This is a genomic window from Streptomyces umbrinus (genome assembly GCF_030817415.1).
In the GTDB taxonomy this organism is placed as follows: domain Bacteria; phylum Actinomycetota; class Actinomycetes; order Streptomycetales; family Streptomycetaceae; genus Streptomyces; species Streptomyces umbrinus_A.
In genome coordinates this window covers 5508589-5527008 of record NZ_JAUSZI010000002.1, presented here as the reverse complement: position 1 = coordinate 5527008, position 18420 = coordinate 5508589, and the positions used below count along the sequence as shown (strand labels likewise).

Genomic DNA, 18420 nt, shown 5'->3' with positions numbered 1-18420 from the left:
TGCCTGTGGCTTGTCGCGCAGTTCCCCGCGCCCCTGGGGGGATGGGTGGCTGGTGTGGTGGATTCTCCGCGGGCCGGTGGGGGTTGCTCGCGCAGTTCCCCGCGCCCCTAAAGACAAAAGCCAGGGGCGCAGCCCCGTTTTCAGGGGCGCGGGGAACTGCGCGCTCAGCCCAAATGAACCCGCACCCAACACACCACGCCGAACCCCCACTCACCCAGGGGCGCGGGGAACTGCGCGAGCAACCCCCACCCACCCGCACCCGACTACCCACCCCACCCGCCGAGCCCCCTGCAAGGGACCCGCGCGGTACCTTCGTGCCGCGACCGAGCCACCGCGTGCGGCCGTACGACGTAAGGAGAGTAACCGTGAGCAAGTTCGTGCGGCCGGCTGCCGAGGGCGCGGATCCGTTCGGGACGGCGCGGCTCCGGCGCGGGGTGCTGGACGCCTGGGCGACGAGCCCGGCGCGGTTCCGCGAGGACGCCAACGCCGAGGAGGACCTGGTCCTCGGCGGATACCGGGACCGGCTGGTGGTCGAGCTCGCGCAGAACGCCGCCGACGCCGCCGCCCGGGCCGGAGTGCCGGGCAGGCTGAGGCTCACCCTCCGCGACGGCGTCCTCGTCGCCGCCAACACCGGCGCCCCGCTGGACGCGACGGGCGTCGAGTCCCTTTCCACGCTGCGAGCCTCCGCCAAGCGGGACGACAACGACAGCGCGGTCGGCCGCTTCGGCGTCGGCTTCGCGGCCGTGCTCGCCGTGACCGACGAACCGGCCCTCGTGGGGCGGCACGGAGGTGTCCGCTGGTCTCTCGTCGAGGCTCGCGAGCTGGCCACCGACATCGCCCGCCACAGCCCCGGGCTAGGCGACGAACTGCGGCGCCGAGACGGCCATGTGCCGCTGCTCCGGCTGCCGTTCGCGGCCGAGGGCACCGCCCCGGACTCGTACGACAGCGTCGTGATCCTGCCGCTGCGGGACGCGGCGGCCGAGGATCTCGCCGAGCGGCTCCTCGGCGGTGTCGACGACGCGCTGCTGCTGGCCCTGCCCGGGCTCGCGGAAGTCGTCGTCGAGGCGGGGGACGGGAGTGTACGGACCATCCGGCGCCGCGCCGACGCGGAGAGCGGCGATGTGGTCGTCGAGGACTCCCGTGACGGTACGACCCGCTGGCGTACCGTCTCCGCGCACGGCGCCCTGGAGCCCGCGCTGCTCGCCGACCGGCCCGTCGAGGAGCGGCTGCGCCCCCACTGGTCGGTCACCTGGGCCGTCCCGGTCGACGCCGACGGCACCCCGGCCAAGCCCCGCACCAGCCCCGTCGTGCACGCGCCCACGCCCAGCGACGAACCCCTCGGCGTGCCCGCGCTGCTCATCGCCTCGCTCCCGCTCGACACCACCCGCCGGCACGCCGCCCCCGGCCCGCTGACCGACTTCCTGATGCAGCGCGCGGCGGACGCGTACGCCGGACTGCTGGCCGACTGGCGGCCGGTGACCACCGGGATCATCGGCCTCGTACCGGGCTCGCTCGGCAAGGGCGAGCTCGACGGGACCCTGCGCCAGGCGATCCTCGACCGGCTGCCGCGTACCGCCTTCCTGCCGCCCGCGGTCGAGCCGACCGGAGAGGACGACGAGGACGACGACTCCGGTCTCCCTGAGGCTCTGCGGCCCCGCGACGCCGAGGTGGTGGAGGGGGCGGGCGCCGAAACCGTGCAGGTCCTCGCCGAGGTGCTGCCGAGTCTGCTGCCCGCAGGGCTCGAACGGCGGGCGGAGCTGCGGACGTTGGGCGTCGCGCGGGTGCCGCTGACCGAGGCGATCGACCGGCTGGCCGGACTGGAGAAGGACCCCGAGTGGTGGCGGCGGCTCTACGACAGCCTCGCCGGTGTCGACCCGGACCGGCTGACCGGGCTCCCGGTGCCGCTCGCGGACGGGCGTACGACGATCGGGCCCCGGCAGGTCCTGCTGCCCGCCGCGGACGGTGAGCGGGCCGCTCCGGAGGCCCTGGTGCGCCTCGCCCGCCTCGGCCTCAAGGTCGCCCACCCGGACGCCGCCCATCCGCTCCTGGAGAAGCTGGGCGCCCTGCCCGCCACCCCGCGAGCCGTCCTCACCACCCCGCAGGTCCGCGCGGCCGTCGCCGCCTCCCTCGACGACGACGGCGGCGCCTGGGACGAGGACGCCCCGGACGCCGAGGAGCTGGCCGACACCGTCCTCGCGCTCGTCCGCGACGCGGGCCTCGAACCCGGCGACGAACCCTGGCTCGGCGCCCTCGCCCTCCCCGACGAGGAGGGCGAACTCGCCCCGGCCGGTGAACTCGTCCTCCCCGGCAGCCCGTTCGCCCAGGTGATGCGCGAGGACGAACTAGCCTCCGTGGACGCCGAGTTGGCCGAGCGCTGGGGCGAACAGCCGCTCGCCGCCTGCGGGGTGCTGGCCAACTTCACCCTCGTACGCGCCACGGACGTCGTTCTCGACCCCGACGAACTGGAGCCGCGGGAAGGGGAGTTCGCCGAACCCGACGACGCGGGGCTCCTCGACGCCGTGGACGTGTGGTGCGAGGACGTGCTGGACCGGCTGCCCGACTCGCCGGTGCCGCCCGTCGCCACGGAACTCGTCGCCGTACGGGACCTCGACCTGGTGGACGAGGACCGCTGGCCCGAGGCCCTCGCCCTGCTCTCCCGCCCGCCGCTGCGGGACGCCCTCACCCAGCCGGTCCGCATCCTGCTGCCCGACGGGACGCACGAGATCGTCCGCCCGTACACCGCCTGGTGGCTGCGCGGGAACCCGGTCCTCGACGGCCGCCGCCCGGCCGGCCTGCGCGCCGAGGGCGGCGACCCGCTCCTGCACGGCCTGTACGACGCCGCCGACGCCACAGGCTTCAACGACGAGCAGGTCCTGCGCGCCCTCGGCGTCCGCACCTCCGTCGCCGCCCTCCTCGCCGAACCGGGCGGCGCCGCCGAGCTCCTCGACCGCCTCGCCGACCCCGACCGCGAGGTCACCTCGTCCCAACTGCACGCCCTCTACAGCGCGTTGGCCGACCTCGACCCCGAACAGGTCACCCTGCCCGACGAGTTGCGGGCGGTGGTGGACGGCCGGGTGACGGTCGTGGACGCGGCCGACGCCGTGGTCGTCGACTCGCCCGACCTGCTGCCCTTCACCGCCGGCACCCCGCTGCTCCCGGTCCGCCCGTCCCGCGCCGCGGACCTCGCCGAGCTGTTCCAGGTGCGGCGGCTGAGCGAGTCCGTGACCGGCGAGGTCACGAGCGAGGGCGTCGAACACGACGTCCCGGAGTCCGTACGGGTCCTGCTGGGCCCCTCGACCCCCACGACGTACGTCGAGCACGAGGAACTCTTCGTCGACGAGACCGAACTCGACTGGCGCCGCACCCGCGACGGCGTACTGCACGCCTCCACCGTGGAGGGCGTCGCCGCGGGCCTCGCCTGGGCGGCCGGCCAGTGGCCGCGCCGCTTCGAGGTCGGCGCGCTGCTGGAGGACCCGTCCAGGACGGAGGAACTGGCACGGGACCGCTGGTTCGACTGAGGGGATCCGGCGCCGGAGGTTCGGCAGACGGGCTCCGGCCCGGAGGTTCGGCAGGGGCGCCTGGGGCCACTGGTGTGATCTGGGCAACATAGGCACCAGAAGTTCACAACTCGTACAACCATTCGTTCCCTTCGTGGATCTGATCACCGCGAGCCCTCGGGCTCCGCAGTCTCAATGACCGGACCTCGCGTGACATGGCTTCGCCGTGAGGTCCCTCTCCACGTGGGGAACGCATGCGTATACGTGCCACCCTGGGCGTCGTCACCGGTGCCCTGGCCCTGTCCGTCCTCGCCGTACCGGCCGCCCAGGCCGACGCCACCGCGGGCGACACCAAGATCTCGAACGTCGTGGTCAACGGCGGCAAGGACGTCGTCGGCGGCGCGACCGGGAAGAAGACCATCACGGTCTCCTTCACCGCCACGGACGACTCGGGCATCGACTGGGCCCAGGCGATCCTGTACCACGGCTCGGACGTCGAGTCGTCCGACAGCGGCGCCGTCGCCAACAGCAGCGACCTCCGGGCCACCTGCACCGAGGTGAACGCCACGACCTCGACCTGCAAGTCGAGCTTCACCCTCGAGTCCGGCGCCAACCTGATCAACTCGGTGGCCGGCGGCTGGAAGGTCTGGGCGCTCGCCGCGGGCGTCGACGCCGACTACGTCAAGAAGGAGAACGCCAAGGGGTTCAGCGTCAAGCGAGCCTCCAAGCTGACCGTCAACGCCTCCCCGGAGCCCGTGAAGAAGGGCAAGACCATCACGGTCAAGGGCAACCTGACCCGTGCCAACTGGGACACGGGCAGGTACGCGGGCTACACCACCCAGTCCGTGAAGCTCCAGTTCAAGAAGAAGGGCACGACGACCTACAAGGACGTCAAGTCGGTCAGGTCCGGTTCGGCCGGTGCCCTGAAGACCACGGTCACGGCCTCGGTCGACGGCTACTACCGCTACAACTTCGCGGGTACGACGACGACTCCGGCGGTCGCGGCCGCGGGTGACCTCATCGACGTGCAGTAGACCCTCGGGTGTGTCGGGGTGGGTGGTGATGATGACCTTGGTCACGTGTACGCAAAAGATTCACCTCGCGTACAACCATTCACCCCCGTCACGCATCTGATCACTCGGGTCAACAGACTCTTGATCACTTCGGCCCCGACGTGAGGACGAATGCCGTCCGGGGCCCTTTCTCCATCAGGGGAACGCATGCGCATACGTGCCACCGTGGCCGCCGTCACCGGCGCCCTGGCTCTCTCCGCCTTCGTCGTTCCGGCCGCACAGGCCGACGACTCCGCCATCTCGCGCGCGGACGTCGCGAAGGTGCTCGACTCCGCCCACGCCGCCTCCGGCAAGAGCGGCGCCCGTATCGCCGCCGCCGAGGCCGACGCGCCGTACGCCCTCGACGCGAGCTTCTCGAACGTGAAGGTCAACGGCGGCAAGGCGATCGTCGCCGGCACCAGCAAGCAGGTCACCGTCCCGACGACGTTCACGCTGACGCACGCCGCCGACGTCGACATCGCCGCCGAGGACTTCGTCTTCGACCTGGAGATCTACCGCGGTTCCTACGACTCGCCGGACAACTACCTGTTCGGTGACCTCTACCCGACCTGCACGCCGGTCTCCACCACCGTGGCGTCCTGCAAGGGCACGATCGACGTCCGTCCGGGTGAGGGGGAGCTGCTCAACTCCGACGCCGGTACGTGGAACGCCAACGCCTACGCCGTCGCCTTCAACGGCCAGGACCCGTCCGCCGAGGACTTCGACATCACCAAGGTCGGTTACGCCGAGATCGCCAAGGCCGGTACGACCAAGGTCCAGCGGTTCTCCAAGCTGACCGTCAACGCGTCGCCCGAGCCCGTGAAGAAGGGCAAGACCATCACGGTCAAGGGCAACCTGACGCGGGCCAACTGGGAGACCAACAAGTACGCGGGTTACACCGTCCAGTCGGTGAAGCTCCAGTTCAAGAAGAAGGGCACGTCCACCTACGTGGACGTCAAGACGGTCAAGTCCGGTTCGGCCGGTGCCCTGAAGACCACCGTCAAGGCTGCCGCCGACGGTTACTTCCGCTACAACTTCGCGGGTACGACCACCACTCCGGCCGTCAAGGCCGCGGGCGACTTCGTCGACGTGAACTAGCCTTCCCGCTTGCCGCCACTGGCCCCACGCCCTGACGGGTGTGGGGCCAGTGGCGTTTGAGGGGCGTGGGGGTGGTGTGGGGTGGGTGCGGGCCGGTGGGGGCTGGTCGCGCAGTTCCCCGCGCCCCTAAAAGATTGCGCAGTTCCCCGCGCCCCTGGGTGGGTGGGGGCTGGTGTGGTGGGTTCACCGCGGGCCGGTGGGGGTTGCTCGCGCAGTTCCCCGCGCCCCTGAAGACAAAAAGCCAGGGGCGCAGCCCCGCTTTTTGGGGGCGCGGGGAACTGCGCGACCAGCCCCCACTCACCCGCACCCCGCAAACCGACCGATCCGCCACCCCCTACGCGGGAAAGCGGCGGTCCACCCACTTCCACACGAACTCCAACGCGGCCGAAGCCACCACCGCAATGCCGACGGCAGTCCACGGCATGGTCGTCCCGACCAGCTTCAGCGCGAAGAACTCCTGGAGCCACGGCACGACGAGCACGATCACGAACCCGAGCCCCATCGCGGCAACGAGCCCCACCCGCCACCACGTGTACGGCCGCGCGATGATCGCCAGCACCCACATCGCGATCAGGAACAAGGTCAACGTCGCCGCACTGGTCTCCGCGTCCAACGCCCCTTCCCCCGTGTAGTAGTGACGGGCAATCAGATACGTGGCGAACGTGGCGACCGCCGCGACAACCCCGCCAGGAATCGAGTACCGCATCACCCGCCGCACGAAGTGGGGCCGAGCCCGCTCCTTGTTGGGCGCCAGGGCCAGGAAGAACGCCGGCACACCGATCGTCAGCGTCGACAGCAGGGTCAAGTGCCGTGGCAGGAAGGGGTACTCCACCTGCGAGCACACCACCATCACCGCGAGCAGCACCGAGTACACCGTCTTCACGAGGAACAGCGTCGCCACCCGAGTGATGTTCCCGATGACCCGTCGCCCCTCGGCGACCACGGACGGCAGGGTCGCGAAGCTGTTGTTCAGCAGCACGATCTGGGCGACGGCCCGCGTGGCCTCCGACCCGGACCCCATCGCGACCCCGATGTCGGCGTCCTTCAGGGCGAGCACGTCGTTGACGCCGTCGCCGGTCATCGCGACGGTGTGGCCGTGCGACTGGAGGGCGCCCACCATGTCCCGCTTCTGCTGCGGCGTGACGCGCCCGAACACCGTCCCCTCGTCCAGCGCCCTGGCCATCTCCTCCTTCTCGGTGGGCAGCCGCCGCGCGTCGACCGTGGCGGAGGCGCCGGACAGCCCGAGCTTGGCGGCGACCGCGCCGACCGACACCGCGTTGTCGCCGGAGATCACCTTGGCCCGTACGTCCTGCTCCTCGAAGTACCGCAGGGTGTCCGCCGCGTCGGGCCGCAGCCGCTGCTCCAGGACGACGAGCGCGGTCGGCCGTGCGCCCTCCTGGACCAGCGGATCGTCGAGGTCCTTGTCGGCCCGGGCCAGCAGCAGCACCCGCAGCCCCTGCTCGTTGAGCTGCTCGGTCTCGGCGAGGGCCGGGTCCTCGGACGGCAGCAGCACATCCGGGGCACCCAGCAGCCACGTACTCGACTCGCCGTCGCCCTCCGTGAAGGACGCCCCGCTGTACTTGCGCGCGGAGGAGAAGGGCAGCGCCTGGACGCAGCGCCAGTCCTTCTGGTCCGGGTAGGCGTCGATGATGGCCTGGAGCGAGGCGTTCGGCCGCGGGTCGGACTCGCCGAGGGCGCCCAGCACTTTACGTACGTACGACTCGTCGCTGCCGTTGAGGGAGCGCAGCTCGGTGACGTCCATGCCGCCCTCGGTCAGCGTGCCCGTCTTGTCGAGGCAGACCGTGTCGACGCGGGCGAGGCCCTCGATGGCCGGGAGTTCCTGGACGAGGCACTGTTTCCGGCCAAGCCGGATCACCCCGATCGCGAAGGCGACGGAGGTGAGGAGGACCAGCCCCTCCGGGACCATGGGCACGATCCCGCCGACGGCGCGGGCGATCGAGTCCTTGAAGTCGTCGTTCTTGACGACGAGTTGGGTGATGGCCAGGCCGATCGCGGCCGGGATCATCATCCACGTCACGTACTTGAGGATCGTGGAGATACCGGTCCGCAGCTCGGAGTGGACGAGCGTGAAGCGGCTCGCCTCCTCGGCGAGCTGCACCGCATACGCCTCGCGCCCCACCTTCGTCGCGGTGAACGCGCCGCCGCCCGCCACCACGAAGCTGCCCGACATCACCTGGTCGCCGGGCTGTTTGACGACCGGGTCCGCCTCACCCGTGAGCAGCGACTCGTCGATCTCCAGCCCGTCGGCCTCGACGCACTCGCCGTCCACGACGATCTTGTCGCCCGGCCCGATCTCGATCAGATCCCCGAGCACGATCTCGGAGGTGCCGACCTCGGCGGCGACCCCGTCCCTGCGGACGGTCGGCCGCGCCTCGCCGATCACCGCCAGCGAGTCCAGGGTCTTCTTCGCGCGCAGCTCCTGGATGATGCCGATCCCGGTGTTCGCGAGGATCACATAGCCGAACAGGCTGTCCTGGAACGGCGCGACGAACATCATGATCAGCCAGAGCACACCGATGATCGCGTTGAACCGGGTGAAGACGTTCGCCCGGACGATGTCGGCCGTGGAGCGACTGCTGCGCACGGGTACGTCGTTGACCTCGCCCCGCGCCACCCGCTCGGCGACCTCGGCCGCGGTGAGGCCCACCGCCCTCGGCGCGGGGGCGGGTACGGGGTGGGGATGCACAGGGTCGAGTTCGGCGCCCGCGTCGATGTGCGTCATGCATCCGACGGTACGGGGGGATATACGGCTTCACCCGCCGAGTGCGGCAAAGATCCGACCAGGGGAGGACCCGGGGTGGTACCGCGGTTGTACGGGGCGCTCCGCGGTGAGTTCCGCGGGGGTGCGGTTGTTCGTCTGCGGGGCAGTGGGGGTTGGTCGCGCAGTTCCCCGCGCCCCTAAAGGGGCGGGGCGTCCGAGGGTGGCTCCTGTGCCGCCTCGTCCCTCTTGATCGCCGCTTCGCGGCCCCTGACGTACCAGATGCCGATCAGGCCGAGGCCCGCGCCGGCCAGGCAGGTCCAGAGCCACCACAGGTGTCCGTGGTCGTCGAACCAGTTGTAGAAGGGGAGCTGTGCCAGGAAGAGGACGAACCAGAGGATCGTGCCACCGACGACGGTGGCGACCACGGGACCCTCCAGGGGCTCCGGTGCCTCGTGTTTCGGGGATCCCGAAAAAAACCCTGCCATGGGGGACAGCTTACGAGGTGATCAGGACCATGCGCGGGCGGTCATGTCTACGCGCGGAGATAGCGCTCTCCGTGACGTATGTTCATACTGAAACTGTTTGCTTCTGGCCACTTCCGTTCGTATGAAACGCCAAATCACGAAACGCCACATGGACATCGGGGATGTTCGCCGGCGATGAGGTCCCCGCATGCCCACCTCGGCCCCCGCCAAGGCCTCCGCGCCCAAGCAGCCGGACCCCCGGTCCGGCTCCGGCGCGCTCGACCGCTATTTCCGGATCTCGGAGCGCGGCAGCACGCTGTCGCGCGAGATCCGTGGCGGTTTCGCCACCTTCTTCGCGATGGCCTACATCATCGTGCTGAACCCGATCATCCTGGGCAGCGCGAAGGACATGTACGGACACCAGCTGGACAACGGCCAGCTGGTCACCGCGACCGCGCTGACGGCTGCGTTCACCACGCTCCTGATGGGCGTCATCGGCAACGTACCGATCGCGCTCGCCGCCGGTCTCGGCGTGAACACGGTCGTCGCGCTCCAGCTCGCGCCCCGGATGTCCTGGCCGGACGCCATGGGCATGGTGGTGCTCGCGGGGTTCGTGGTGATGCTGCTCGTCGCCACCGGTCTGCGTGAGCGCGTGATGAACGCCGTGCCGCTCGGTCTGCGCAAGGGCATCGCGATCGGTATCGGCCTGTTCATCATGCTGATCGGCCTGGTCGACTCGGGCTTCGTCTCGCGCATCCCGGACGCCGCCCGGACGACCGTGCCGCTGCAGCTCGGCGGGACCGGTCACCTCGACGGCTGGCCCGTCCTGGTCTTCGTGCTCGGCACGCTCCTCACGCTCGCGCTCATCGTGCGCAAGGTGCCGGGCGCGATCCTGATCTCGATCGTCGCCATGACCGTCGTCGCGCTCGTCATCAACGCCGTCGCCACGGTGCCCTCCTGGGGTCTGACCACTCCGAAGTGGCCCGGCAGCCCGGTGGCCGGCCCCGACTTCGGGCTCGTCGGGCAGGTCAGCCTCTTCGGCGGCTTCGGCAAGGTCGGCGTACTGACCGGTGTGCTGTTCGTCTTCACCGTGCTGCTGTCGTGCTTCTTCGACGCGATGGGCACGATCATGGGCATCGGCGACGAGGCGAAGCTGACCGACAAGGACGGCAACATGCCGGGCATCAACAAGGTGCTCTTCGTCGACGGCATCGCGGTCGCCGCGGGCGGCGCCACCTCGTCCTCCGCCACCACCTGCTTCGTGGAGTCCACGGCTGGCGTCGGCGAGGGCGCGCGCACCGGTTTCGCGAACGTCGTCACCGGCGCGCTATTCGGTGCCGCGCTGTTCCTGACCCCCGTCGCCGCGATGGTCCCGTCGCAGGCCGCCACGCCCGCGCTGCTCGCGGTCGGCTTCCTGATCATGTCCGGCTCGATCCGCCAGATCGACTGGAACGACCACACCATCGCGATCCCGGCGTTCGTGACGATGCTGATGATGCCGTTCACGTACTCGATCACGAACGGCATCGGCATGGGCTTCATCACGTTCGTCGTGCTGCGGCTGGCGGCCGGGCGCGGGCGGGACGTACCGGTCGCGATGTACGTGGTGTCGGCGGTGTTCGTCTTCTACTACCTGATGCCGGCGCTGGGCCTGACCTGAGATCTGAGATCCGAGCCCCGATCCGCCTTGGGCTCACGTGACCCCGCAGAGCATTCGGGCTCCCGGGCTCACGTGACCCCGTAGAACTTTTCCGTCTCCTCGACCGCGGTCTGGAACCGCTCGTCGAAGTCGTCGCGTACGAGCGTCCGGACGACGTAGTCCTGGACGCTCATTCCCCGTTTGGCCGCATGGTGCCGGAGCCGATCGAGCAGCTCCCCGTCTATCCGCAGGCTGAGCACACTGGTCCCCATGCGGTCGAGGGTTGCCGTATCCGGGCGCCCGTCGGGTCACTTTCCGGAGCGGTCTCACTCATATGAGTGATGAAAAGCGTCAGTGGCCCGATTCACGGGCATCAGGCGTGCACTCGGGTGGTCTTTAGCGAGAGTAATGAGTTACTCTAAGGAACATGCCTGACCTGACCCATGGCGACGACGTTGCCGCCGTGAACTCCCTGCGATCCGCCGTGATGCGCCTGTCACGTCGACTCAAGCACCAGCGGGTCGACGAGTCGCTGAGCCCGACCGAGATGTCGGTGCTCGGCACCCTCGCCCGCTGCGGTACGGCCACCCCGGGCGAGCTCGCCCGCAAGGAGCATGTGCAGCCGCCCTCGATGACCCGCATCGTGGCGCTCCTCGAAGCCAAGGGCCTGGTCAAGCTGGAGCCGCACCCCGAGGACCGGCGCCAGAAGGTCGTCACGCAGACCGAGCGGGCCGAGGCCATGCTCGACGAGAGCCGCCGCAAGCGGAACGCGTGGCTGGCCGGACTGGTCGACGGCCTCGACGAGGACGACTGGGCGAAGCTCCGCGAGGCCGCCCCCGTCCTGGAGAAGCTCGCACATCTGTAACCGCGCGCACCCGCACACCGAACCCACCCCCGTCCAAGGAGGCGAACGCCGTTGAGTACGGGACCCGGAGCAGACTCCGCCCCCGCACCTGCCGCCCACAACTCCCCGTCCGCTCCCAAGCCCCGCTCCTCGATGTTCAGCTCGCTGAAGATCAGGAACTACCGGCTGTTCTTCACCGGCCAGGTCGTCTCCAACACCGGCACCTGGATGCAGCGAATCGCCCAGGACTGGCTGGTGCTGAGCCTCACCGGCTCCTCCGCCGCCGTCGGTATCACCACGGCCCTGCAGTTCCTGCCGATGCTGCTCTTCGGTCTCTACGGCGGTGTCCTCGTGGACCGCCTCCCGAAGCGCCCGACGCTGCTGGCCACCCAGACCGCCATGGGTCTCACGGGCCTCGCGCTCGCCTTCCTCACCATCTCCGGCCATGTCCAGGTCTGGCACGTCTACGTCGCCGCCTTCGCCGTCGGCCTCGCCACGGTGATCGACAACCCGGCCCGGCAGTCCTTCGTCTCCGAGATGGTCGGCCCCGACCAGCTGCAGAACGCGGTCAGCCTCAACTCCGCCAACTTCCAGTCCGCCCGCCTGGTCGGCCCCGCCGTCGCGGGTGTGCTGATCACGAGCGTGGGCACGGGCTGGGCGTTCCTGCTCAACGGGCTGTCGTTCGTCGCGCCCATCGCCGGTCTGCTCCTGATGCGCTCCCGCGAGCTGAACCAGGTCGAGCGCACCCCGCGCGGCAAGGGCCAGCTCCGCGAGGGCCTGCGCTATGTCGCAGGACGCCCCGACCTGATGTGGCCGATCATCCTCGTCGGCTTCATCGGGACCTTCGGCTTCAACTTCCCGGTCTGGCTCTCGGCCTACGCGGACGACGTCTTCCACGCCGGCGCGGGCGCGTACAGCCTCTTCAACACGCTGATGGCCGTGGGGTCGCTCGCGGGCGCGCTTCTCGCCGCCCGTCGTGGCACGGCCCGGGCGCGCGTGCTGGTCGCGGCCGCCGTCGCCTTCGGTGTCCTGGAGATCGTGGCCGCCCTGGCACCGTCCTACTGGCTGTTCGCCCTCCTCATGGTCCCGATCGGGATCGCCGGCCTGACCGTCAACGTCACGGCGAACACCGCGGTCCAGATGGGCACCGACCCGGCCATGCGCGGCCGCGTCATGGCCCTGTTCATGATGGTCTTCATGGGCGGTACGCCACTGGGGGCGCCCGTCGTCGGCTGGATCACGGACGCCTACGGTCCCCGGGTCGGCTTCGCCGTCGGCGGAGTCGTCTCTGCCCTGGCCGCGGTCACCGTCGGCCTGGCCCTGGCCCGCGTGGGCGGACTGCGCCTGTCGGTGGGCTGGCACCACGGCCACCCGCAGGTCCGCTTCGTCCCGCGGGAACGGGCGCTGGCGACTGCCGCGTAGGCCTTCGCGCAGGCCGGAGCCTCGGCTCAGTCGCGGGGGAACTCGTCGGTCTTGAGGACGAGATCGACGGGCGTCCCGGTCAGGTCGACCTCGTCGCCGAAGCCGAAGCTGGTCCTGCCTTGGTACTCGCCGTCCTTCGGCTGCGTGTGCAGGTGCCAGCGGCCGGTGTACGGGTCCACGATCAGGTACACCGGCACCTCGGCGGCGGCGTACGCGGCCTTCTTCGGCTCGTAGTCCTTCCGGGCGGTGCCCTTGGAGATCACCTCGGCGACGAACTCGACGTCCTGATACCGCAGGCGGCCCTTGTCGTCCGGCTCGAAGCCCTCCGCGAGGGCGGCCACGTCGGCCGCGAACCCGTTGAGGTGCCCGGGAAAGTCGATGCGAACGTCGGACGCCAGGCACTCGTCCGGGTACCGGGCGCCCAGTTGCTTGAGGATTTTGAAGATGATCCGCCAGTGCGTGTGGCGCTGCGGCGACATGAAAATGTTCCCCCCGACGATCTCAACCTTGTATCCCTCGGGGACGGGCATCTTCTCCAGCCACTCGAACATCGCGTCGAGCGTGAGTTCGCCGCCGATCTCGGCCATCTCGATCCTGTCTTCAAGGACGGTCATCGTGGCGCTCCTCCCCGGCTACGACTCGTTCGAGCGCAGCCGCGCAGTACAACGATACGCACGGTGACCAGGACACGCGCGGACTCGACAGCACGCGGCGGGGAGACTGACGCCATGAGACTCTTCGCCGCCGTGCTGCCCCCGGAGAACGTGACCGTCGAACTCTCCTCGGTGGTCGACGAGTTGAGGAACCTGCCCGGGGCCGGCCACGGGCTGCGCTGGACGGGCCGGCCCGGCTGGCACTTCACGCTCGCGTTCTACGGAGAGGTCGACGAGGAGCTCGTACCGGATCTGTCGGCCCGCCTGGAACGCGCGGCGCGGCGGACGGACCCCTTCCCGCTGTCCCTGCGGGGCGGCGGCCGTTTCGGGGGTCGCGCGTTGTGGGCGGGCGCCGCGGGGGACGTACGTACGTTGCGGCTGCTCGCCGAGCGGGCGGGGGCGGCGGGGCGGAAGGCCGGGGTGGAGCGGGAGGAGCACCGGCGGTACCGGCCGCACCTCACACTGGCGCGGAGCCGGGAGGAGACGGACTTCGCTCCGTACGTTTCCTTGCTGGGCGGGTTCGAGGGGCGGGGGTGGACGGTCGCCGATCTCTGCCTGATGCGGAGCCGGCTGCCCGCCTCGGGGGTGCCGGGGGAGCAGCCGCGGTACGAGGTGTACGGGCGGTGGGCCCTCGGCGGACCCCTCGCCGGGGGTGGCTGAGGGAGGGGCGGTTAGGCTCGGTGGCGTGGACCCGAAGACGCGTAACCGGATCATGGCCGGTGTTCTTGTGCTGATGTTTGTTGTGGTGGCGATGGCGGCGGCCGTCGGTAGGTGACCGGCCGCCACCGCGGTTGTGCTCCGGCGGGTTGTGCGGCTGCGGGCCCGTTGTGGCTGGTCGCGCAGTTCCCCGCGCCCCTATAGGGCGCTTCCCTTGCCCGGTGCTACCAGGCGAAGGCCTCCGGAGAAGGGCCCGGGCCCGGGAAGATCTCGTCGAGGCCGGTCAGTAGGTCTTCGCTCAGTTCCAGCTCGACGGCCCTGAGGGCGGAGTCCAGTTGCCCGGCCGTGCGGGGGCCGACGATCGGGCCGGTGACGCCGGGGCGGGTGAGGAGCCAGGCCAGGGCGGCCTCGCCGGGCTCGATGCCGTGCTTGTCGAGCAGGTCCTCGTACGACTGGATCTGCGCGCGGATGGCGGTGTTGGCGAGGGCGTCGGCGGCCCGGCCGCTCGCCCGGCGTCCGCCCTCGACCTCCTTCTTGATGACACCGCCGAGCAGGCCGCCGTGCAGCGGGGACCACGGGATGACGCCGAGCCCGTACTCCTGCGCGGCCGGAATGACCTCCATCTCGGCGCGGCGCTCGGCGAGGTTGTAGAGGCACTGCTCGCTGACGAGGCCGATGGTGCCGCCGCGCCTGGCGGCGATCTCGTTGGCCTGGGCGATCTTGTAGCCGGGGAAGTTGGAGGACCCGACGTAGAGGATCTTGCCCTGCTGCACGAGTACGTCGATGGCCTGCCAGATCTCCTCGAAGGGAGTGCGGCGGTCGACGTGGTGGAACTGGTAGACGTCGATGTAGTCGGTCTGGAGCCGCTTGAGGCTGGCGTCGACGGCCCGGCGGATATTGACCGCGGAGAGCTTGTCGTGGTTGGGCCAGGCGTCGCCGTCGGCGGCCATGTTCCCGTACACCTTGGTGGCGAGCACGACCTTGTCGCGCCGCTCGCCACCCTTGGCGAACCAGTTGCCGATGATCTCTTCGGTACGGCCCTTGTTCTCGCCCCAGCCGTACACGTTGGCGGTGTCGAAGTAGTTGATCCCCGCGTCCAGCGCCGCGTCCATGATCGCGTGACTGTCGGCCTCGTCGGTCTGCGGACCGAAGTTCATGGTCCCGAGCACGAGTCGGCTGACCTTGAGTCCTGTGCGTCCCAGCTGCGTGTACTTCATGGCTCATAGCCAACGGCGTGGAGTGCGCTCTAGGCAACACCACTCCTAGGGTGTCCGCCCATGACAACCCCCGGTGCCGATCCGTCACTCCGGCGCGACCGCCGGTTCGTGCTGCTGTTCTCGGCCCGTACGGTCTCGGTGCTGGGGAACGCCTTCGCGCGGGTGGCGCTGGCGTTCGCGGTGCTGGCGCTGCCGGGGGCCGGTCCTGGCCGCCTGTCGTTGGTGCTGGCCTGTCAGGCGCTGCCGCAGCTGGTGTTCATCCTGGTCGGCGGTGTGATCGCGGACCGGGTGTCGCGTTCGCGGCTCATGGTGGTGTCCGACCTCCTCGGAGCCGCCGCCTACGCGGGTCTGGCCGCGATGGTGCTCACCGGGCACGCACCGCTGACGGCGATGTGCCTCCTTGCAGTCCTGGCGGGGACGGCGACCGCGCTGTTCGCGCCGGCGATGACGGGTGTGGTCCCGCTGATCGTTCCCTCGGAGCGGCTGCAACGGGCCAACGGCCTGCTGCAGATGGGCACCAACTCCTCGATGCTGCTGGGCCTCGCGCTGTCGGGCGTGACCGTCGCGTTCGTCGGAGCCGGCTGGGCGCTGGCTCTCAACGCGGCCTCCTTCGCGCTCAGCGCGCTCCTCATCAGGGGGCTGCGGGTGACGGCCCGCCCGAGGGAGGCGTCCTCCGGCTGGGCCGATCTGCGGGACGGCTGGCGGGAGTTCGCCTCCCGGCAGTGGCTGTGGGCCGTGGTCGCCCAGTACGCGTTCGTCGTTGCCGCCCTCAACGCCAACGTCGGCGTGCTCGGGCCTCTGGTCGCCGAGGAGCACTTCGGCGGGGCCCGTGCCTGGTCACTGATCGTCGGCGCGCAGGCCCTTGGCACGATCGCGGGGGCGGGCCTGGCCGCCCGCGTCCGCGTCTCCCGGCCCGTACTCGTGGCGGTCCTGGCCACGTTCCCGGCGGCCGTACCGATCGCCCTGCTCGCGCTCCGCGCGCCCGTCTGGACGGTGGCCCTGGCGATGTTCTGCGCGGGCCTCTCCGCGGACGTCTTCAGCGTCCTGTGGACCACGACCCTCCACCGCGAGATCCCCGAGGAGATCATCTCCCGCGTCAGCTCGTACGAATGGTTCGGCTCCCTGGCCTTCGCACCGCTTGGCCTCCTGGCCGCGGGGCCGCTCGCTTCGGCGGTGGGCACGGGGGCCGCTCTGGCGGGGTGTTCGGCGATGGTGGTGGGGGCGACGGCGCTGGCGCTGCTTTCGCCGCAGGTTCGTTCGTTGCGGGCGCCGGAGGGTCACGGGGGTACGGGTACGGGTACGGGGGCATCGGCCTCGCCTCGGGAGGCGCCCAGCGGGGCGTCGGAGGGGTGAGCTCCCTCGGGCTGGGGTTTCTCCACGAGGCCCGTGAGATCGGGTAGACCGCCTTCCGCCAGCCAGTTCAAGAATGCTGCGCGCTTGCGCTGCCTGCTCGCGGCGTCGGGCGGGGCGAAGGTGCGGGTGACCTGGTCATCACGAGTCACGGTTGCGTCCGCCGCGCGCGGAGGCGTATGGGAGGAAGGCGGACCAAGCGGTGGGGGTGACCTTGAGAGTGGGGGCGGTGGGGGTTTTGGAGTCGCGGATGTGGATGGTGGTGGGGGTGGCGGGGGCGGTCTGGGCTATGGCTATCTCGATGCATTCGCCCTCGCTGCCGCTGTAGCTGCTTTTGGACCACTGCAGGGCGACTTCCAAGCATTCGCCCTCGCCGCCGCTGTAGCTGCTCTTGAACCAGTCGAGGTCCGTGCTCATAGCTCCCGCGCCACCTCTTCGATCAGCTTCGCGGACTCCTCGGGAGTGAGGGCCTGTGCCCGCAGAATGCCATATTTGCCGAACAGGTCTCCTAGGTCAGGATGTTCGCTCACGAAGTAGCCGCCGCTCGGCCCTTCGATGTAGGCGAGCTGGTGACGCTCGGTTGTCTCCAGCAGGATCATGGGGCCGTTCAGTCCGGCGTGCGTCTGCCGGTTGTGCGGCATGACCTGGACCTCGACGTGGCGGAGTCGGCCGATGGCGAGGACGTGGTCCAGCTGTACCTTCAGCGTCGCCGGACTGCCCAACGGCCGTGTGAGCGTGCTCTGTTCGAGTACGTAGCTGACGCTCGGCGAAGGCTTGCGCTCGAAGAGCTGCTGCCGCTCCAGCCGGGATGCGACCCGCTTCTCGATCTCGTCGTCGTCCAGGGTCGGGTAGCGATTGCAGGTGTAGACAGCCCGTGCGTACGCCTCGGTCTGGAGCGAACCGGGGATCAGATGGGTCTGGTACACGTGCAGCGCAGAAGCCTTCCTCTCCTCCGCAAGGTAGTCCTCCGTCCATGGCCGGAGCCCGTTCCCCCCGAACTCCTTCTCCGCCAACACCAGTAGTGCACCTTGTGCACCCAGCACCTGGTCCGCGGTCTCGACCAGCTTGCCCTTGGGCGGTCGCTCGCCGCGCTCCACCATCGCCACCTGCGACTTGGAATACCCGACGTGACCGCCGAGCCCTTCCTGCGTCATCCCGGCCCGTTCGCGGTGGAACCGCAACAGCACACCGAAGGACTCCGACCCGCGTTCACTGGAGTGCACAGCGACCTCCCCAAGTGCACAGAGGTGCACGGACCTTGCGTAACCCTGGTCACAGTATGTGACGGCCCGTAAGCATTTGCTCCATGAACCCGAAAACTCCCCCCGCCGTCCTCCACGCCTGGATCCCCGCCTCCGGCCACGGCCTCCGTCACGCCGGCATCCACTTCGACGCCGTACGCATCGCGGACGTACTCGCAGAACAAGTGGCGTACGAGCTGATGCAGTTCACGGACTTCCAGGCGGGCCCGATCATCCGCGAAGCGACGGGGCACCGGTACATGTACTTCCTGTTGCCCCCGCAAAGTGTCACCGGCTACCGCTGGCCCTCCGGGGCGCGGGCCCTGGGGCGCGGCGCACGGGGATGGGCGTACGTGGGGGTGCCCGCGCTGGGTGGGTTGACCTGGCCGTTGGAGTGGAGGTCGGAGCCGACGGCCGAAGTGCCGTTCGTGGATGCGGGGTTGCTGCACGAAGTGGTGAGTCGCTTGGCCGGTGCTGTACGGTGACCGCGACATCACACTCCGTGCGCATCCGTGTACGGAGCGGTCCCCGGAGGTGCTACCAACACCGACCGAGGACCTTCAC

At 70.0% G+C, this 18420-nt stretch carries 16 protein-coding genes; 9 read left to right on the top strand and 7 right to left on the bottom strand.

Annotated elements, in window-relative coordinates; all coding sequences use genetic code 11:
- Nucleotides 1-365 precede the first annotated feature (365 nt).
- From QF035_RS24010 to QF035_RS24000, 3 genes are all read left to right on the top strand, one after another.
- The gene (locus tag QF035_RS24010; RefSeq protein ID WP_307522618.1) at nt 366-3518 is read left to right on the top strand and encodes a sacsin N-terminal ATP-binding-like domain-containing protein; all 3153 of its coding nucleotides are present in this window, start codon (nt 366-368) and stop codon (nt 3516-3518) included.
- 233 nt (nt 3519-3751) lie between these two features.
- Complete coding sequence (locus tag QF035_RS24005) at nt 3752-4531, top strand: calcium-binding protein (protein ID WP_307522617.1); 780 nt, start codon at nt 3752-3754, stop codon at nt 4529-4531.
- Nucleotides 4532-4717: 186 nt separating this feature from the next.
- On the top strand, nt 4718-5647 hold the full coding sequence (locus QF035_RS24000; RefSeq protein ID WP_307522616.1) for a hypothetical protein: 930 nt from the start codon (nt 4718-4720) through the stop codon (nt 5645-5647).
- Nucleotides 5648-5981: 334 nt separating this feature from the next.
- On the opposite strand, the gene QF035_RS23995 is transcribed toward QF035_RS24000, so the two are convergent.
- Nucleotides 5982-8390 carry a cation-translocating P-type ATPase gene (locus tag QF035_RS23995; protein ID WP_307522615.1) on the bottom strand — a complete coding sequence of 803 codons (2409 nt, stop codon included), beginning with the start codon at nt 8388-8390 and terminating at the stop codon, nt 5982-5984.
- 176 nt (nt 8391-8566) lie between these two features.
- Nucleotides 8567-8854 carry a DUF2530 domain-containing protein gene (locus tag QF035_RS23990; RefSeq protein ID WP_307522614.1) on the bottom strand — a complete coding sequence of 96 codons (288 nt, stop codon included), beginning with the start codon at nt 8852-8854 and terminating at the stop codon, nt 8567-8569.
- Between the two features lie 187 nt (nt 8855-9041).
- Between QF035_RS23990 and QF035_RS23985 the strand changes: the two genes are divergently transcribed.
- Complete coding sequence (locus QF035_RS23985; RefSeq protein WP_307522613.1) at nt 9042-10493, top strand: NCS2 family permease; 1452 nt, start codon at nt 9042-9044, stop codon at nt 10491-10493.
- A 68-nt stretch (nt 10494-10561) separates the two neighbouring features.
- Here the strand turns inward: QF035_RS23985 and QF035_RS23980 are convergent, their stop codons facing one another.
- Nucleotides 10562-10744, bottom strand: coding sequence for a hypothetical protein (locus QF035_RS23980; protein ID WP_055616674.1), 183 nt, complete (start codon nt 10742-10744; stop codon nt 10562-10564).
- Nucleotides 10745-10899: 155 nt separating this feature from the next.
- Between QF035_RS23980 and QF035_RS23975 the strand changes: the two genes are divergently transcribed.
- Together QF035_RS23975 and QF035_RS23970 are read left to right on the top strand one after the other, a co-directional pair.
- Nucleotides 10900-11337 (top strand): MarR family winged helix-turn-helix transcriptional regulator, encoded by a 438-nt coding sequence (locus tag QF035_RS23975; RefSeq protein WP_055616675.1) that lies wholly within the window; start codon nt 10900-10902, stop codon nt 11335-11337.
- Between the two features lie 51 nt (nt 11338-11388).
- Entirely contained in the window at nt 11389-12738 is a 1350-nt protein-coding gene (locus QF035_RS23970; protein WP_307522612.1) for an MFS transporter, read from the top strand.
- Nucleotides 12739-12764: 26 nt separating this feature from the next.
- Here QF035_RS23970 and QF035_RS23965 read toward each other — a convergent pair whose 3' ends face one another.
- Nucleotides 12765-13352, bottom strand: coding sequence for a Uma2 family endonuclease (locus tag QF035_RS23965; RefSeq protein ID WP_307522610.1), 588 nt, complete (start codon nt 13350-13352; stop codon nt 12765-12767).
- A gap of 114 nt (nt 13353-13466) precedes the next feature.
- On the opposite strand from QF035_RS23965, the gene thpR reads away from it, so the two are divergent.
- Nucleotides 13467-14051 (top strand): RNA 2',3'-cyclic phosphodiesterase, encoded by a 585-nt coding sequence (gene thpR / locus QF035_RS23960; protein ID WP_307522609.1) that lies wholly within the window; start codon nt 13467-13469, stop codon nt 14049-14051.
- A 221-nt stretch (nt 14052-14272) separates the two neighbouring features.
- Here thpR and QF035_RS23955 read toward each other — a convergent pair whose 3' ends face one another.
- Nucleotides 14273-15265: an aldo/keto reductase gene (locus QF035_RS23955; RefSeq protein ID WP_307522608.1), complete on the bottom strand. Its 993-nt coding sequence runs from the start codon at nt 15263-15265 to the stop codon at nt 14273-14275.
- 60 nt (nt 15266-15325) lie between these two features.
- On the opposite strand from QF035_RS23955, the gene QF035_RS23950 reads away from it, so the two are divergent.
- The gene (locus tag QF035_RS23950; RefSeq protein WP_307522606.1) at nt 15326-16618 is read left to right on the top strand and encodes an MFS transporter; all 1293 of its coding nucleotides are present in this window, start codon (nt 15326-15328) and stop codon (nt 16616-16618) included.
- 138 nt (nt 16619-16756) lie between these two features.
- Here QF035_RS23950 and QF035_RS23945 read toward each other — a convergent pair whose 3' ends face one another.
- Nucleotides 16757-17032: a DUF397 domain-containing protein gene (locus QF035_RS23945; protein ID WP_307522604.1), complete on the bottom strand. Its 276-nt coding sequence runs from the start codon at nt 17030-17032 to the stop codon at nt 16757-16759.
- Nucleotides 17029-17838 (bottom strand): helix-turn-helix domain-containing protein, encoded by an 810-nt coding sequence (locus QF035_RS23940; protein ID WP_307522602.1) that lies wholly within the window; start codon nt 17836-17838, stop codon nt 17029-17031. Before QF035_RS23940 ends, QF035_RS23945 begins: the two co-directional genes overlap by 4 nt.
- Nucleotides 17839-17921: 83 nt before the next feature.
- On the opposite strand from QF035_RS23940, the gene QF035_RS23935 reads away from it, so the two are divergent.
- Nucleotides 17922-18341, top strand: a complete 420-nt coding sequence (locus QF035_RS23935; protein WP_307522600.1) for a hypothetical protein — start codon at nt 17922-17924, stop codon at nt 18339-18341.
- Nucleotides 18342-18420: the final 79 nt, after the last annotated feature.

Coding starts and splice junctions, on each gene's coding strand:
- QF035_RS23955 (WP_307522608.1), bottom strand. CDS start 15,265: ATGAAGTACACGCAGCTGGGACGCACAGGACTCAAGGTCAGCCGACTC.
- QF035_RS23935 (WP_307522600.1), top strand. CDS start 17,922: ATGAACCCGAAAACTCCCCCCGCCGTCCTCCACGCCTGGATCCCCGCC.
- QF035_RS23945 (WP_307522604.1), bottom strand. CDS start 17,032: ATGAGCACGGACCTCGACTGGTTCAAGAGCAGCTACAGCGGCGGCGAG.
- QF035_RS23990 (WP_307522614.1), bottom strand. CDS start 8,854: ATGGCAGGGTTTTTTTCGGGATCCCCGAAACACGAGGCACCGGAGCCC.
- QF035_RS23980 (WP_055616674.1), bottom strand. CDS start 10,744: ATGGGGACCAGTGTGCTCAGCCTGCGGATAGACGGGGAGCTGCTCGAT.
- QF035_RS23975 (WP_055616675.1), top strand. CDS start 10,900: ATGCCTGACCTGACCCATGGCGACGACGTTGCCGCCGTGAACTCCCTG.
- QF035_RS23995 (WP_307522615.1), bottom strand. CDS start 8,390: ATGACGCACATCGACGCGGGCGCCGAACTCGACCCTGTGCATCCCCAC.
- thpR (WP_307522609.1), top strand. CDS start 13,467: ATGAGACTCTTCGCCGCCGTGCTGCCCCCGGAGAACGTGACCGTCGAA.
- QF035_RS23965 (WP_307522610.1), bottom strand. CDS start 13,352: ATGACCGTCCTTGAAGACAGGATCGAGATGGCCGAGATCGGCGGCGAA.
- QF035_RS23985 (WP_307522613.1), top strand. CDS start 9,042: ATGCCCACCTCGGCCCCCGCCAAGGCCTCCGCGCCCAAGCAGCCGGAC.
- QF035_RS24005 (WP_307522617.1), top strand. CDS start 3,752: ATGCGTATACGTGCCACCCTGGGCGTCGTCACCGGTGCCCTGGCCCTG.
- QF035_RS23950 (WP_307522606.1), top strand. CDS start 15,326: ATGACAACCCCCGGTGCCGATCCGTCACTCCGGCGCGACCGCCGGTTC.
- QF035_RS24000 (WP_307522616.1), top strand. CDS start 4,718: ATGCGCATACGTGCCACCGTGGCCGCCGTCACCGGCGCCCTGGCTCTC.